At 72.9% G+C, this 14,962-nt stretch carries 12 protein-coding genes, 1 tRNA gene and 1 pseudogene; 2 read left to right on the forward strand and 12 right to left on the reverse strand.

The annotated features are described in order from the left end of the window. Positions 1 to 147: pseudogene (locus tag AB0O91_RS09925) on the reverse strand (ABC transporter ATP-binding protein); the annotation flags it as partial. Between the two features lie 256 nt (positions 148 to 403). Between AB0O91_RS09925 and AB0O91_RS09930 the strand changes: the two are divergent. Continuing rightward, positions 404 to 485: transfer RNA gene (locus AB0O91_RS09930), tRNA-Leu, on the forward strand. A gap of 495 nt (positions 486 to 980) precedes the next feature. Continuing rightward, complete coding sequence (locus AB0O91_RS09935; RefSeq protein ID WP_363429826.1) at positions 981 to 1,916, forward strand: helix-turn-helix domain-containing protein; 936 nt, start codon at positions 981 to 983, stop codon at positions 1,914 to 1,916. A 52-nt stretch (positions 1,917 to 1,968) separates the two neighbouring features. Here the strand turns inward: AB0O91_RS09935 and AB0O91_RS09940 are convergent, their stop codons facing one another. The 11 genes from AB0O91_RS09940 to AB0O91_RS09990 are packed head-to-tail and all read right to left on the reverse strand — an operon-like array spanning position 1,969 to position 14,898. Continuing rightward, the gene (locus tag AB0O91_RS09940; protein WP_363430119.1) at positions 1,969 to 3,255 is read right to left on the reverse strand and encodes an MFS transporter; all 1,287 of its coding nucleotides are present in this window, start codon (positions 3,253 to 3,255) and stop codon (positions 1,969 to 1,971) included. An 8-nt stretch (positions 3,256 to 3,263) separates the two neighbouring features. Further along, complete coding sequence (locus AB0O91_RS09945) at positions 3,264 to 4,667, reverse strand: M20/M25/M40 family metallo-hydrolase (RefSeq protein WP_363429828.1); 1,404 nt, start codon at positions 4,665 to 4,667, stop codon at positions 3,264 to 3,266. Next, on the reverse strand, positions 4,664 to 5,878 hold the full coding sequence (locus tag AB0O91_RS09950; protein WP_363429830.1) for an aminotransferase class I/II-fold pyridoxal phosphate-dependent enzyme: 1,215 nt from the start codon (positions 5,876 to 5,878) through the stop codon (positions 4,664 to 4,666). Before AB0O91_RS09950 ends, AB0O91_RS09945 begins: the two co-directional genes overlap by 4 nt. A gap of 3 nt (positions 5,879 to 5,881) precedes the next feature. Further along, positions 5,882 to 6,703 carry a 2,3,4,5-tetrahydropyridine-2,6-dicarboxylate N-succinyltransferase gene (locus AB0O91_RS09955; protein ID WP_363429832.1) on the reverse strand — a complete coding sequence of 274 codons (822 nt, stop codon included), beginning with the start codon at positions 6,701 to 6,703 and terminating at the stop codon, positions 5,882 to 5,884. Between the two features lies 1 nt (position 6,704). Beyond that, a complete protein-coding gene (locus tag AB0O91_RS09960; protein ID WP_363429834.1) occupies positions 6,705 to 8,003 on the reverse strand; it encodes a diaminopimelate decarboxylase in 1,299 nt (432 codons plus the stop codon). Positions 8,004 to 8,031: 28 nt separating this feature from the next. After that, positions 8,032 to 8,727, reverse strand: a complete 696-nt coding sequence (locus tag AB0O91_RS09965) for a class I SAM-dependent methyltransferase (RefSeq protein WP_363429836.1) — start codon at positions 8,725 to 8,727, stop codon at positions 8,032 to 8,034. 30 nt (positions 8,728 to 8,757) lie between these two features. Next, positions 8,758 to 10,140: a hypothetical protein gene (locus AB0O91_RS09970; RefSeq protein WP_363429837.1), complete on the reverse strand. Its 1,383-nt coding sequence runs from the start codon at positions 10,138 to 10,140 to the stop codon at positions 8,758 to 8,760. Positions 10,141 to 10,179: 39 nt separating this feature from the next. Next, positions 10,180 to 11,442 (reverse strand): ATP-grasp domain-containing protein, encoded by a 1,263-nt coding sequence (locus tag AB0O91_RS09975; protein WP_363429838.1) that lies wholly within the window; start codon positions 11,440 to 11,442, stop codon positions 10,180 to 10,182. Continuing rightward, positions 11,439 to 12,419 carry a DMT family transporter gene (locus tag AB0O91_RS09980; protein WP_363429840.1) on the reverse strand — a complete coding sequence of 327 codons (981 nt, stop codon included), beginning with the start codon at positions 12,417 to 12,419 and terminating at the stop codon, positions 11,439 to 11,441. The genes AB0O91_RS09975 and AB0O91_RS09980 overlap by 4 nt, the downstream gene beginning before the upstream one ends. Next, positions 12,416 to 14,041 carry a GMC family oxidoreductase N-terminal domain-containing protein gene (locus AB0O91_RS09985; protein ID WP_363429841.1) on the reverse strand — a complete coding sequence of 542 codons (1,626 nt, stop codon included), beginning with the start codon at positions 14,039 to 14,041 and terminating at the stop codon, positions 12,416 to 12,418. Before AB0O91_RS09985 ends, AB0O91_RS09980 begins: the two co-directional genes overlap by 4 nt. After that, the gene (locus tag AB0O91_RS09990) at positions 14,038 to 14,898 is read right to left on the reverse strand and encodes a TauD/TfdA family dioxygenase (protein WP_363429843.1); all 861 of its coding nucleotides are present in this window, start codon (positions 14,896 to 14,898) and stop codon (positions 14,038 to 14,040) included. Before AB0O91_RS09990 ends, AB0O91_RS09985 begins: the two co-directional genes overlap by 4 nt. Between the last annotated feature and the right edge of the window lie 64 nt (positions 14,899 to 14,962).

The following is a 14,962-nucleotide window of genomic DNA, read 5'->3' on the forward strand; positions in this document are numbered from 1 at the left end:
GTCGAGGGCGACGACCCGGGTCTCCCCCTCCCCGTAGACCTTGTTCAGGCCGGTGGCGCGGGCGGCCGCCAGGCCGGTACGGACGGCGGTTGCGGTCGACGAGGTCACGGGGGTGCTCCTTGCGGGTTCGCGGATTCTTGGTTCCATGCTCCGCGACGTGATCATGGTTCTGCGTCGCTCCGCCGAACGGTTGGCCCGACCACCGCTGGGCGTACGGGAGGGGCGGGCCCCTCCTCCTGCGGTATGACGGAACCCTGAGGGCGGCGCGGTGGCCGGAATCACCGTGGTTCGTGGCCAGATCCCGAACTGTTCGTCAGATGGCAGGGAAACATGACAACTTCCCGGGCTGGGAACATGCGAAAGGGTGATCCGGGCGACTACGCTCAGGGGTGGTTCGCAGGACGCCCGGATGGTGGAACGCAGACACGGGCAGCTTAAAACTGCTTGGCCGTGAGGCCGTGCCGGTTCGAGTCCGGCTCCGGGCACCGACACCGTGCCGCCCCCGCTCCGGGGAGCGGCCCGTCCGGCGCGGCGCGTGCCGCCCCCGTGCGGGGCGCCGCGCCGTCGGCCGCCGGGCGGGGCCTGTGAGCGGCGTCTCAATCGCGAAACCACGTACACGCAGCGTGAGTTGGGATTAGGCTCGAAACCCCGGAGTGTTCACGGGGGACGGGCGCCGCTCCGGGGATCCACAGGTCCGACCGGGGCTCCCGCGTGCGGGGTCGCGCCCCGCCGCGGCCGGGGTCCGGGTCCGGTTCGGCGCCTGCTCACCATGCGGACCACCCGTGTGGTTCGGGCTCATACATGTCATGATTGCGACAACTATGTCCTTCCCACGTCCTCGACGGTGCGGACGAATCCATATGTCCGGTTTTGCCCTCCAATCTCGTCCTTCGTAGCCCCGCAACGGGGTCACCAGTTTCGGAGTTGGTATGGATACGGGGAAAGTGTGCCGCCAGTCGGCATTCCATGTGTACAGCCACGTGCTGAACCACGAGGTGGACCACGGTGTCCCGGCCGAGCTCGCCGAGGAGCTCGGGCTGCCCCGCCCGGCGGTCGAGGCGGCGGTCGAGTACCTGCTCACCAGCGGGCTGGTCCGGATCCGCTCCGGCGGCCGGCTCGTCGCCGTCGCGCCGGACGAGGCGGTCGTCGAGGTCCTCGGCCCGCTGGAGCGGGAGATGCGCACGCGGCGGGCCTCCATGGACCGCAAGCGCAAGGACCTGATGTCCTTCATGCCTGCTTTCGAGGAGAGCGCCTCCGCCCAGCAGCACCGCAGCCAGTTCCAGCTGATCCGGCGCCTCGCCGACGTCCGGTCGGTCATCGCCGACCTGGCCGACCACTGCCAGGAGGAGGTCCTCACGGCCCAGCCCGGCGGCGGGCGCGAGGTCAGCGCCCTGGAGGAGGCGGCGCCCAGGGACGAGGACCTCCTGCGCAGGGACGTCCGGCTGAAGGTCCTCTACCAGCACACGGCCGGGCTGCGCCCGGACATCAAGGACTACGTCGAGCGGATCACCAAGCTGGGGGCCCAGGTGCGCACCCTGGACGACCGCTTCACCCGGATGCTGGTCTTCGACCGGAAGGCCGCGGTGATCGCGGTGCCGGGCGACCCGCACGCCGCGGCCCTCGTCCGCGAGCCGCACATGGTGGCGGTGATGGTGGAGGTCCACGAGCGGCTGTGGCTGGGCGCCGAGCCGTACACCGGCGGCACCTCGCTGCGGGCGGACCTCACGGACGACCTCCGGCGGGTCATCGTCCGGCTGCTGATCGAGGGCATGACGGACGCCTCCGTCGCCACCCGCCTCGGCATCTCGGTGCGCACCTGCCGCCGCCACATCGCCGAGATCATGGCCGAGATGGGCGCCCAGAGCCGGCTCCAGGCCGGCTACCTGCTGGCCGCCCAGCAGCGCGTGGGGGCCTGACCCGCCGGGGCGCGGTGGGCCGTGCCCCGGCGGCGCCCACCGCACCCCGGCCTCAGCGGTCGAGCTGCTCGAACGCGCCCTCCGGCAACCGCAGGTAGACGAGCCCGGACAGCAGGCAGAGCCCGGCGACGTACCAGGGGAAGGCGTCGGCGACCCCCTGGTCCTTGAGGAGCGTGCCCACGTACGGAGCGGTCCCCCCGAACAGCGCCACGGTGAGGGAGTAGGGGACACCCACGCCGGAGGCCCGCACCCGGGCGGGGAACACCTCCGCGTTGACGGCCGCGGCGATGGAGGTGTAGCCGGTCAGCAGCAGCAGGCCGGTGCACTGGACGAACAGCAGCGACCAGAACGAGCTGCCGATCAGGTGCAGCAGGGGCACGCACAGCACCGCGGAGCCGCCCGCGAACCCGAGCAGCAGCGGGCGGCGGCCGACGCGGTCGGACAGCAGGCCGCCGAGCGGCTGGACCAGGCCGAAGAAGACCAGCGAGACGGTGCCCACCAGGAGCGACCGGCCCTTGTCGAAGCCGGCGTTCACCTGCGCGTACGTCGGCAGGTACGTGGTCCAGGTGTAGAAGGCGATGGTCCCGCCCACGGTGATGCCGCAGATCAGCAGGGACGCCCGGGGGTGTCGGCGGACCCCCTCGAACAGCCCGGTGCGGCGTTCGGGCCGCACCTCGGCGAGCGTCTCCCGGGCCGCGTGCCGGATCCACAGCCCGAGCAGGCTGAGCACCGCGCCGACCAGGAACGGGACCCGCCAGCCCCAGGTGTGCATGGCGTGGTCGTCGAGGGTGAGGACGAGCAGCGCGGCCGTGCCGGAGGCCAGGACCTGTCCGGCGGTGGCGGCCACGTAGTGGAAGCTGGAGAACAGACCGCGCCGGCCCGGCCCGGCCGACTCCGCCAGGAGCGTGGTGCTCGCGGCGAACTCCCCTCCCGCCGAGAGCCCCTGGACCAGCCGCGCCAGCACCAGCACGACCGGTCCGAGCGGACCGGCCACGGCGAAGGTCGGGGTCAGCGCGACCACGAGACAGCTCGCCCCCATCAGGAACACGGTCGCGGTGAGCGCGGCCCGGCGGCCGCGGCGGTCGGCGACCGCGCCGAGCAGGAGGCCGCCCAGGGGGCGGGCGAAGAAGCCGACCGCGAAGACGGCGAACGTCGCGAGCAGCGGGACCAGGGAGTTGCCGGACCCCTGGGGGAAGACCTCGGCCGCGATGTAGGTGGCCAGGAACGTGTAGACGTGCCAGTCGTACCACTCCACGACATTGCCGACGGAGGCCACGAGTATCTGCCGGGCGCCGCCCCGTGGGGGCGGGGCGGCCACCGGGGTGTCCTCCACCGCCAGCCAGTGCGTCAATGTTCACTCCCCGATCCGTGGGTGAGGGGTGCGGGCCCGTCCTGGACGGGCGGCGCCGACAGCAGCGCGTGGAAGCAGTCCGCCCCGAACTCCAGTGCCGACACCGCGATGCGTTCGTCCGGGCAGTGCAGCCGGTCCCGGTAGACGGTGTCCGGTCCGTGCCGCAGCGGCAGCCAGCCGAAGCACTGGATGCCGAGTTGGCTGAAGACGCGGGCGTCGGTGGAGGCGGTGGTGACCACGGGGAGCGGCACGCCGTTCGGATCCATCGCCCTGAGCACCGCCGCGAGCCGGTCGTAGAAGCCGTCGAGGCGGGGCGGCGGCGTCAACTCGCCCTCCACGAACAGTTCGAGGTCCACGTCCTCGCCGATCCGCTCGCGCAGCCGGGCGAGGAAGTCCGCGGTGCTGAAGTCGCCCGGGAGCACCCGGCCGTCGAGCTCCACGGTGATCTCCGAGGGGTGGACGTTGGTGCCGGTGCCGCCGTGCAGCACCGTCGCGCTGACGGTGTGCTGGACGACCGACCGCAGGTAGCCCACGAAGGTGTCGTCGAGACCGGCGAGCGCGCCCGGGTCGGTGGGGTCGGCCCGGAACGCCGTGACCCCTTCACGCACCGGGGACGGCAGCGCCGCCGCCAGTTCCGCCAGCATCCGGTCGACGACGGGGGTGAGCTCCACGCCGAGCCCGCCGTCGGAGATCCCGGCGAGCAGCCGGCCCAGCTTGCGCACGGCCCCGTCCTCGGCGGCCACCCGGGAGGCGTGGCCGGCCGGTCCGCGCAGCCGCGCCCGCACCCAGCAGGTGCGCTTCTCCGCGACGACGATGGGGTGCACCCGGGCGTACCGGCCGAGCCGGAGCTCGGCGCCGCCGTCCTCGCCGATCGCGTACCTGACGCCCTCGAACAGCTCGGGGTGCCGCTCCACCAGGAAGCGCGCCCCGACCGTGCTGCCCGCCTCCTCGTCCGGGACGACCACCAGGAGGACGTCTCCGGCGGGCACCTCCCCGGCGGCCCGCATCCGGAGCATCGCCGACAGCATCATGGCCAGCAGGCCCTTCATGTCGACCGCTCCGCGCCCCCACAGCTCGCCGTCGACGATCTCGCCGTCGAACGGCGGGCGGGTCCACTGCTGCCCCTCGACGGAGACCACGTCCACGTGGGCGTGCAGCAGCAACGGCGGTTCGAGGCCGCGACCGGGCAGCCGGGCGATGAGGTTGGGGCGGCCCGGGACGGCGGAGACGATCTTCGTCTCGATCCCGGCGCCGTCCAGGAGGCGCTGGATCCACGCGACGCACTCCGCCTCGTCGCCGGGCGGGTTGACCGTGTTGAACCGGATCAGCCGCTGGGCGATCCCGACCGGTGACACCGGGGGAGCGGTGCTCCCGGCGGGCCCCGGTGCGTGTGCCGTCATGATGGTTCCTCCCCGTCCGGCGCCGTCGACAGCGCGCTCCCGAGCCGGGCCAGCGCCTCGCGCATCGGCCCCTCGTCGTGCACCAGGGCGATGCGCAGGTGTCCTGCCCCTGGGTTCACCCCGTCCTCCTCCTCGGCGGCCAGGTACCGGCCCGGCATGACGGACAGCGCCCGGGAGCACCAGAGCCGACGGGCCGTCCCCTCGTCGTCGCGCACCGGGAGCCAGAGGAAGAACCCCGCCTCGGCCCGGCGGTAGCCGGGGACGTGCCCCAGGGCCGCGTCCGCCAGCTCCCAGTTGCGCACCAGCGCCCGCCGGGCCCGCTCGACATGGGCGTCGTCCGACCAGAGCGCGGCGGCGACGGCGTTGACCGGCCCGGGGGTCGAGACCCCGCACTGGCGGTTGTAGGCCGCGTACCCGGCGACGGTCGCCGGGTCACCGGCGGCGAAGCCGCTGCGCAGCCCCGGCGCGCCGGAGCGCTTGGACAGGCTGTGCAGCACGAGGAAGGGGCCGGGCGCGCCGCCGTCCGCCTCCACCAGTGCCAGGTACCCGGTGGGCGGCCGGTCGAGCGCGAGGTCCGTGTAGCACTCGTCGACGACGAACAGCGCCCCCGCCCCGGCGGCGGCCTTGGCCGCGCCGCGGAGGGCGTCCGCCGGGAGGACCCGCCCCTGCGGGTTCCCCGGGTTGCAGACGATGACCACGGCGGCCCGGCCGCCGGCCGCGTCGACCGCGGCCTCGACGGGGGCGGCGTCCCCGGTGGTGTCCCCGGCGGTGTCCGGGCGGTAGAAGACCGGTCGGGCGCCGACCGCCGCCGTGCCGGCCCGGTAGGTCGGGTAGTAGGGGTTCGGCATGACGACGGCGGGCGGGCGGCCGGACGCGGCCCCGGCCGGCCGGGCGGCCAGGGCGATGGCCACCGCCACCGCCTGCTTGGTGCCCGGGGTGGGTTCGACGGCGATCGTCCCCCCGGTGAGGGCGCGCGCCACGCCGAAGCGGCGGGTCAGCCAGTGGCCGTACGCGGCCCGGAGCCCGGCGCTGCCGCCGAGCTCCGGGTAGCGGGTCCAGTCCGCCGTCGCCGCGAGCGGGGTCGGATCGATCTCCGGGGCGGCCAGCCGGGACTCGCCCAGGTGCAGCTGGATCGGTTCGAGCCCCGGGGGCGCGGGGCTGCCGGCGAGCAGGGCGCGCAGGCGGGCGAAGGCGCTGTGGGCCTGGTCCATCGGTCAGTCTCGCACCAGGTCGTTCAGCGCCGTTCTGCCCCTGGTCCGCTCGTCCGCGTACTTCACGATGACCGCGGCGTAGACGGAGAGTTCGGGACGGTGGCGGTCGGTGCGCGAGCCGGGCACCACGACGGCGTTCTCGGGCACCTCCCCGTAGTGCACCTCGCCCGTCGCCCGGTCCACGACGGGCGTCGACCGGCCGAGGTAGACCCCCATGCCGATCACCGCGCCGCGCCGCACCCGGACGCCCTCGGCGATCTCGCTGCGCGCCCCGATGAACACGTCGTCCTCGATGACGACCGGGTCGTCGCCGATCGGTTCGAGGACGCCGCCGAGTCCGGCGCCGCCGGAGACGTGGCAGCGCGCGCCGACCTGGGCGCAGGAGCCCACCGTGGCCCAGGTGTCGATCATGGTGCCGGGCCCGATGTACGCGCCGATGTTCACGAACGACGGCATCAGGACGGCGCCGGGGGCGACATGGGCGCCGTGCCGCACGACGGCGCCCGGCACGACGCGGATCCGTGCCTTCTGGAAGTCGCTCTCCTGCCAGTCCTCGAACTTGAGCGGCACCTTGTCGAAGGTCCTGGGCCGCCCCGGCCCGGACTGCGCGGGCCGGTTGTCGTGGATCAGGAAGGACAGCAGGATCAGCTTCTTGACGAAGGTGTCCGTGACCCAGGCCCCGTCCACGGGCTGGGCGGCGCGCAGGTCGCCGCGGTCGAGGGCGGCCAGCCCGGACTCGATGTGCGGTGCGAGCGCGGCCAGTTCGTCCCGGGACAGCTCGGTGCGGCGCTCGTAGGCGGCGTCGATCAGCGCTCGGTCGTGCACACTACTCACCTTGGTTCCCGTGCTCGTCGTGGTGCCGTGCGGCGCGGGGGGTCGCGCTCAGCACGGGCCTGGGCTGCGGTCGTACGGTGGCCAGGTAGTCCCCGAGCTCCTCGGCCCGCCGGATCTCGACGACGTCGCCGTCGGCGGTGAGGAGCAGTTCGGCGGGCCGCAGCCGCCCGTTGTAGGTGAACCCCATGGCGTGCCCGTGGGCGCCGGTGTCGTGGATGACCGCGAGGTCCCCCTCGCGCGGTTCGGGCAGCGGGCGCTCGACCGCGAACTTGTCCATGTTCTCGCAGAGCGCGCCGACCACGTCGTACCGGCCTTCCGGCCGCCCGGTGGCGAACGGCAGGGTCAGGTGGTGGTAGGCGCCGTAGAACCCGGGGCGCATCAGCGCCGACATCGAGGCGTCCAGGCCGACGATCTCGCGGGCCTTGCTCGCCCGGTTGATGACGGTGGTGACCAGGACCCCGTGCGGTCCGGTGACGTAACGCCCGCACTCCATCAGGATCCTGGGGCCCTGGCGGCCGGGGAAGCTCCGGCGCCGGGCGGCGAGGATGGCGTCCGCGTAGACCCGGAAGTCCAGCGGCCGGTCGTCGGGCCGGTAGGGGATGCCGAGGCCGCCGCCGACGTTGACGTACTCGAACTCGACGCCCGTGGTGGCGGTCAGGTGCGCGGCCAGTTCGACCACGGCGACGGCGGCCTGGATCGCCCGGTCCATGTCGAGTTCGTTCGCGCAGGCCATGCCGTGCAGGCCGAACCGGGTCGCGCCCCGGCGCCGGGCCTCGCGGTAGGCGTCCGGGAGCCGGTCCACCGGCACGCCGAACTTGGTCCGGGTGGCGTCCCCCATCAGCGCCGAGCCGGCCGCCAGGCCGTGCGGCGACACCCGGAAGGCGACCACGTCCGGCAGGGTCTCGGCCCGGTCGAGCAGCGACCGGTCGTCGAAGGTGATCAACGCCCCGGCCTTCAGGGCGAGTTCGTACTCGGCTGGCGCCGTGTTGTTGGACGTGAAGACCACGTCGTCCCCGGTGGCGCCGAGCTGCTCCGCGATCTGCAGCTCGACCGGCGAGGCGCAGTCGAGACCGCTCCCCTCGCCGAGCAGCAGCGCGAGCACGTGCGGGTTGGGCAGGGCCTTCACGGCGAAGTACTCGCGGAACGGCTCGCCCCGGAAGGCGTCGACCATGCCCCGGTAGGTGTCCGTGATGCCCTGCGCGTCATAGACGTGGAACGGTGTCCCGTACGCGGCGGCGACGTCCTCCAGGACGGGCAGCAGGCGTCGGGCGAACCCGTCGGGTACCGGCATCTCTCCCCCCTCCTTCGACGGGTGCGGGTCAGGGGACGCGGACGACGCAGACGGTCCGGTTGCGCGGTCCGCTGAGCGGGCGGTCGTAGGAGACGTAGTAGCTCTCGACGGGCGCGAACCCGTGGTCGACCAGGCGCTCCTGGAGGTAGTCCTTGGCGATGAACCAGAAGTCGGCGACCCGCTCGTGCGGGGCGAAGTCCACGGTCGGGTCCTGCGGCGCGTCGTTGGAGAACACCAGGTGGGCGCCGGAGCCGAGGCCGAACCCGGTCAGCTTGCCGAGGGCGCGGCCGAGGTGCTCGTCGGCGTCGAAGAGGTGGCCGAGGAAGCCGTCCGCGTAGACGAGGTCGACGTCGCCCACGTCCTCCGGGCTGAGCGTGAAGTAGTCGGCGGTGAAGGCGTCGACGCCCTTGCGCCGGGCGAGTTCCACCGCCTCCTGGTTGACGTCGATCGCGCGGACCTTGCGGTTCTCGCCGACCAGGACGCCCTCGACCGCGGCGTTGCCGCAGCCGAGCGAGAAGACGGTCGCGCCGTCCCGGGTCAGCGAGAGGAGCTTGTCGGCCATGTGGGAGCGGTACTGCGGCACGTACGTGGACGGCGTGACGGAGTCGTTGAACGCGCCCCCGTTCTCCCATATCTCGTAGATGTTGGTGGTCTCCTCGCCGACGGCCCGCTGCGAGGTGTAGTAGTCGCGGACGAGTGCGAGGTTCTGCGTCGTGCGGGTCATCTCGGTCCTCCCGAGGTCGTGGAGCGAGGGTCAGGTGGCGGGGCGGCCGGCGGCGTACAGGTGCTCCTGGGTGTACTCGACCGACTTGGCGGGCAGCCGGCGCAGTGCGTCGACGAGCGGCCGCAGCGGTGCGGCGACGGCGGGCCCGAAGGCGCGGTGCAGGGCGACGGCGGGCGCCCCCCGCCCGCCGAGCAGCGCGTCCGCGAGGACCCGCGCCAGCGAGCGGAGCCCGGCCAGGACGACCTGGGGGTCGCCGGTGAGCCGGGGGCCGTCCTGCCCGGTGAGGGCGAGGGCGCCCAGCTGGACGAAGTACGAGAGCTGGAGGAACATGCCGTCGCTGTCCGGGAAGTGGCCGAGGCCGCGGTCGGTGTAGCGCAGGCACTCCGCCAGGTAGTAGGCGACGACGTCGGCCTGGGCGATGCCGAGGCGCTCCGCCCACACGTCGGCGAGGATCAGCGCGCCGAAGACGTCGGCGGCGACCTCCTGGAGCACCACGGAGGCCCACCGGTCGGCCTCGTTGAGCTCCTTGAAGTCGGTGGCTGGGCGGTGCACGAAGTGCCCGAGCTCGTGCCCCAGGACGCCGAGGACGGGGATGGCGGCGAAGCGCGGGTCGCCCGGGTCGAGGACGGTGCCGATGTCCAGGAAGCGGGCGGCCAGCGGGGCGGAGGCGGTCTCCAGGACTGCCCGGTGGGTGTTGCCGAAGTAGTAGGTCTTCTTGAAGGGGGAGTACTTGACGCCCTCGTCCTCCGGCAGGAAGTAGGCGATGTGCTTGGGGTGCAGGTTCCCCTCCCCGGCCATGAAGAACAGCCGGGCCGCGCCGAAGGCGGGCAGGTCGCCGACGCGCAGGTCGGCGTGGAGGCGGCCGAGGTGGGCGGCGACCTCGTCACCGGCGCCGAGGGCCTGCGTCACCAGGGCCTGGAGGGTCTCGTCGGTGCGGCAGGCGAAGGCGGTCGGCAGGCCCTTGACCTCCTTGCCGTACCAGGTCGAGACCTGCCCGGCCACGACGGTGAACTCCTCCTGGAGTTCGGCGAGTTCGCGCAGGATGTCGTCGTCGTAGCCGTTCTGGACGGCCTGTGCCCGGAGGGTGAGCGCACGGCGGTCCGGCTCGCCGGGGAGGTGGTCGGCCAGCGCCCGCATCGCGTCGGCGACGGGCTTCGGGGCGTTGAACCGGCGCCTGGCCGGCACCCCGACGTCCTTCACGCGCTTCCACTCCGCTTCGATCTCGTCCTTGAGCAGGGCGAGCGCGGGAAGGAAGCCGTCGCCGAGGTCGGGCGTGGCGCCGGCGAAGTCGAGACAGGACACCTGGTGGGTGCCGGCCGGCGGCCAGAAGGCGCTCCGGTGGCTGCGGTACGTGCTGGCCCGGTCGAGGTTGGACTCGTAGTCGAAGCGGTCGGCGGGGGATGCTGCGGACACGCTGACTCCCATCGTGTGAGCGTGGTGGATGACGTTCCGTCAGATGCCGACGGTGAACAGCCGGTTGTCGCGCTCCCAGGCGCGCACGGTGGCGTGGTCCGCCCGGAGGACGTCCTCGTCGGGGTGGCTCATGAAGACGATGCCGGGGCTGGAGAAGAGGTCCGTGGTCCGGGTGACGGAGTCGCCGGGCCGGGGCGCCTTCTGGAGCCAGGTCCGGCTGCGGAGGGTCTCGACGAGCTCGTCGTAGTGGGAGCGCGTCACCACGCCGGACTGGTTGGAGATGAACTGCACCTGCCAGAGCGGGTTCCGGTGGCTCTCCCAGCCGGCCGCGAGCCGGTCGACGAAGTCCTCGCCCTCGGCCACCAGGCGCCCCACCAGGTCGAGCATGCTGCTGCCGACGGCGTAGTTCGCGGCGGGCCGGTTGAGCCCGCCGGACAGCCGGGAGGCGCACTCGATGAGGGTCGGGCCCTCCTCGGTGACCATCACCTCCGTGTGGTGCGCGCCGTAGCGGACGCCCAGGGCGTCGAGCACCCCGTGGACGTACCCGACCAGGTCCGCCGTCTCCGGTGCGGTGGGGTCGAGCAGGACGCTCCGGTCGTAGATCAGCCCGGCGCCCGGCACCCGGGTCTTGTCGGTGCGCCAGATCTCGGTGACGAGGTGGCGGCCGTGCCCGCTGACCCCGTTGATGAAGAACTCCTGCCCGACCAGGAACCGCTGGGCGAGCACCTCCTCGTTCGGCTCGCCGTACGGCGTCGTGGTGCCGATCAGCAGGTCGAACGCCCGGCGCAGCTCCGCCGGGTCGGCGCAGAAGGTCACGGAGTCCGTCCCCGCGCTGGCCTGCGGCTTGAGCACCACGGGCCAGGCGCCCTGGTCCGCCCAGTCGAGCAGCGCGGCGAAGTCCCGGGTGCGGTAGTGGTCCATGCTGCGCAGGCCCGCGGCCCTGAGGCGGTTGTGCATCTCGTACTTGTTCCGCCGGGCGGTGCTGGTCGACGGGTCGTTGCCGGGCAGCCCGAGCGCGTCGGCGATCAGGTCCGCGACGATGACCCCGCTCTCCGTTCCCGGCAGCACGGCGGCGGGCCGGTGGCGCCGCAGCCGCTGGACCAGGCCGGCGAGGTCGCCGTCGTAGGAGAAGCGCTCGACGTACTCGTCGGCGCGGAACGCCGCCGCGTAGTAGGGCGGAACCTCGGGGAGCGTGTTGACGTGGACGCAGTCCCAGCCGTGCTCCTTGAGGACGGTCGGCAGCTGCGTCCCGGAGGAGTAGCCGTCGACCACGACGAGAATGTGCTCCGACACCGCGTTCACGGGTGACCTTTCCTGCTGATGATCCGGGTGCTGTAGACGGTGAAGGCGGCCACCACCAGGCAGCCCGCCGCGGACACGGCCGACCAGTTCATCCGGTCGTCGAAGCCCTGGAAGAGGTACGTGAGGATGGGGGCCAGGGAGAGCAGCGCGGCCACCGTGAAGGGCTCGGAGAGGATGATTCCGCGCTGGAGCGGCCACAGGGGGGCGATGACCCCCAGGATCGTGGCGATCGCGACCAGCCCGGTCTGGGCGGGCCCGTCGAGCGAGAGGCCGGGGCCGCTCAGGGCGAGGCCGGCGGCCACCACGAGGAGCAGGTAGAAGCGGTGCGTCATGATCCGGGTGGCCGACCAGCCGCGGTCCCCGAGCTGCTTGGTGGCCACGGTGTTCAGGGCCTGGGTGACCCCGCCGACGGCGGAGGCCACCAGCCCGGTGACCGACGCCGCGACGCTCGCGCCCGTGATGCCGGAGTGCCCGGTGAGGGAGCCCCAGGCCAGCAGGGCGGTGCCGGACAGCACCCCCAGGGCCGCCGGGTAGACCCGGGCCGGGAAGCGCCGCCCCCGGATGGTCCGCTCCAGGACGATCGTCACCAGCGGGCCGAGTCCGCCCAGGATGGCGGCGACGATGGCCGGTTCGATGAACCGGAGGGCGAAGAAGTAGCCGATCCAGTTGAAGGCGCTGGTCGCGTTCAGGGTCAGCAGCGGGCCGAGGGAGTCCCGGCCGATCCGCAGGCCGCCCCAGCCCTTCTGCACGACCTGGACGGTCCCGAAGAAGAGGCTGCCGGCGAAGAAGCTCCAGAACAGGAACGTGAAGGGGTGCACGCTCTGCAGCAGGTTCCCCGAGAACACCGCGTTGGCGTTCGCGAGCACCAGGAACGCCGACACGTAGCCGACCCCGCGCAGCGGACGGCCCGCGGGCTCCGGCGACTCCCGTACCGCGCCCCGGGGTTCGGCGGTGCCCCCGGCCCGCGGCCCGGTCATGTCCGGGACCCCCGCCGGTGGTCCTCCAGCACGAGGGCGGCACCCTTCTCGCCGATCATCATGCTGGCCGCGTTGGTGTTCCCGGACACCATCGTCGGCATGACCGACGCGTCGATCACCCGCAGCCCGTGCACGCCGTGGACGCGCAGCCGCTCGTCCACCACGGCCATCGGGTCGTCGCCCATCCGGCAGGTGCCGACCGGGTGGTACGAGGTGTCGCCGTGCGCCCGGGCGTAGTCGAGGAGTTCGTCGTCCGTGCGGACGTCGCTGCCGGGCACCAGCTCGAAGGACCGGTAGCGTTCGACGGCCGGCTGCTCCACGATCCGGCGCGCGATCCGCATGCCCTCGACGAGCTTGGCGCGGTCCTGCTCGGCGTCCAGGAAGCGCGGCCGGATCGCCGGTGCGGTCAGCGGGTTGCGCGACCGGATGTGGATGGAGCCCCGGGACTCCGGGCGCAGCGGGTACACGCCCACCGTCATCCCGGGGCGGGTGTCGAGGCGCCGGCTGGCGCCCTCCCCGTAGCTCGCCGGGGCGAAGTGGAACTGGACGTCGGGCCGTTCCTCGCGCTCCGAGGTGCGGACGAAGCCGAAGCCGAGCGCGATGGGCAGGCTCAGCAGGCCGCGCCGGGTGCGGGCGTACTCCGCCACCTCGCGGGCCAGGGCGAGGCCCCGGGAGCGCTCGTTGAAGGTGATCGGCTGACGCACCCGCCACCGCAGCCGGGCCGCGAAGTGGTCCATGAAGTTCTCGCCGACGCCCGGGAGGTGGTGCACCACGGGCACCCCGGCGTCGCCTAGCACCCGGCGCGAGCCGATCCCCGAGAGCTCCAGGAGCTGCGGGGACTGGACGGTCCCCGCACTGACGATCACCTCGCGGCCGCAGCCGGCCCGGCGCTCGGCCCCCTGGTAGCGGAAGTCCACGCCGACGCAGCGGGTGCCGTCGAACCGCAGCCCGGTGACGTGGGCGTCGGTGAGCAGGGTGAGGTTGGGGCGCTTGCGCGCCTCCTTCAGGTAGGTGCGCCCGGCCGACGAGCGGCGGCCGTCCTCGTGGTTGACCTGGTAGTAGCCGAAGCCCTCCTGGTCGCCGGAGTTGTAGTCCGGGTTCTCCTGGTAGCCGGCCTTGACGGCGGCGGCGAGGAAGGCGTCGCACAGCTCGTCCCGTTCGCGCGGCAGCGCCACGTTGATCGGTCCGCTCCGGCCGCGGCTCTCGCCGCCGATCTCCGGGGCGCGCTCCATGCTCCGGAAGTAGGGCAGGACGCCCTCCCAGGACCAGCCGGGGTTCCCGAGGCGCGCCCAGTCGTCGTAGTCCTGGCGCTGGCCGCGCACGAAGATCATCCCGTTGATCGCGTTGGAGCCGCCGAGCAGGCGTCCGCGCGGGATGCTGACGCTGCGCCCGTCGATGGTGGGGTCCGCGTCCGTCTCGAAGCACCAGTCGTAGCGGGGGTTGCCCATCAGGACGGTCTCGGCGGCCGGGATGCCGAGCAGCGGGCTGCGCCGCTCCCGGCCGGACTCCAGCAGGAGGACGCTCACGCTCGGGTCCTCGGTGAGCCGTCCGGCCAGGACGGAGCCGGCGGCCCCCGAGCCGACGATGACGTAGTCGTGGGTGCGCACCGTGGACGGGGTCACGAGGCCTTCCCCGCTCCGGCGGCCGGCGGCAGCGAGGAGATGGTGGTGCGGTGCATCAGCCGGCGGTGCGCGACGTGGTCGTAGTACGTCGCCCGGTGCATGGCGCTGCGGTTGTCCCACAGGATGATGTCGCCCGGCCGCCAGGCGTGGCGGTAGGTGAACCGCGGCTGGACGGAGAACTCCTGGAGGAAGGTGACGAGCGGCGCGCTCTCCTCCTCCGGCATGCCCTCGATCCGCCACGGCACGTTGCCGCCCGCGTAGATCGCCTTGCGGCCGCTGACCTCGTGGACGCGGACGAGGGGCTGGGACACGTCGGCCCACTCGGCCCGTTCCGCCGCGGTGGGGGCCGGCCGGTCCGGGTAGTTGTAGGGCCGGGACTGCACCCGGCTGATGACCACCCGGAGGCCCTCGATGCGCTCCTTGACCGGCTCCGGCAGCGCGTCGTAGGCGGCGGCCATGTTGCCGAACCAGGTGTCGCCGCCGACCGGCGGCACCTCGCGGGCGTACAGCATGGAGCCGACCGGCGGTTCGGTGAGGTAGTGCCCGTCGGTGTGCCACACCCGGCCGCTGTAGGCGGAGCCGATCGGCTTCCCGTCCTTGGAGATGTTCGACAGGATGAGGATCTCCGGGTGGTCCTCGTGGTTGAACTGGGAGCGGGTGTACGTGTAGATCCCGCCGAACCGCGCGGTGAGCGCGATGTGCTGTTCCGGAGTCATGTCCTGGTCGCGGAACAACAGCACCGTGGTGTCGATCCAGGCCTGGTAGATGCGCGCGAAATCCTGGTCGGAGATGTCACCGACACCGACTCCGCGGACTTCCGTGCCGATGCCGTCCGTGATGGGTATCAGCTCAAGCATGGACGAACTCCCTTGAGTTTCATGGCCTGTTGAGGTGAGTGGTGGCATGCGCGGGGGGCGTCCG

The sequence above is a fragment of the Kitasatospora sp. NPDC089797 genome (assembly GCF_040684795.1).
Classification (GTDB): Bacteria; Actinomycetota; Actinomycetes; order Streptomycetales; family Streptomycetaceae; genus Kitasatospora.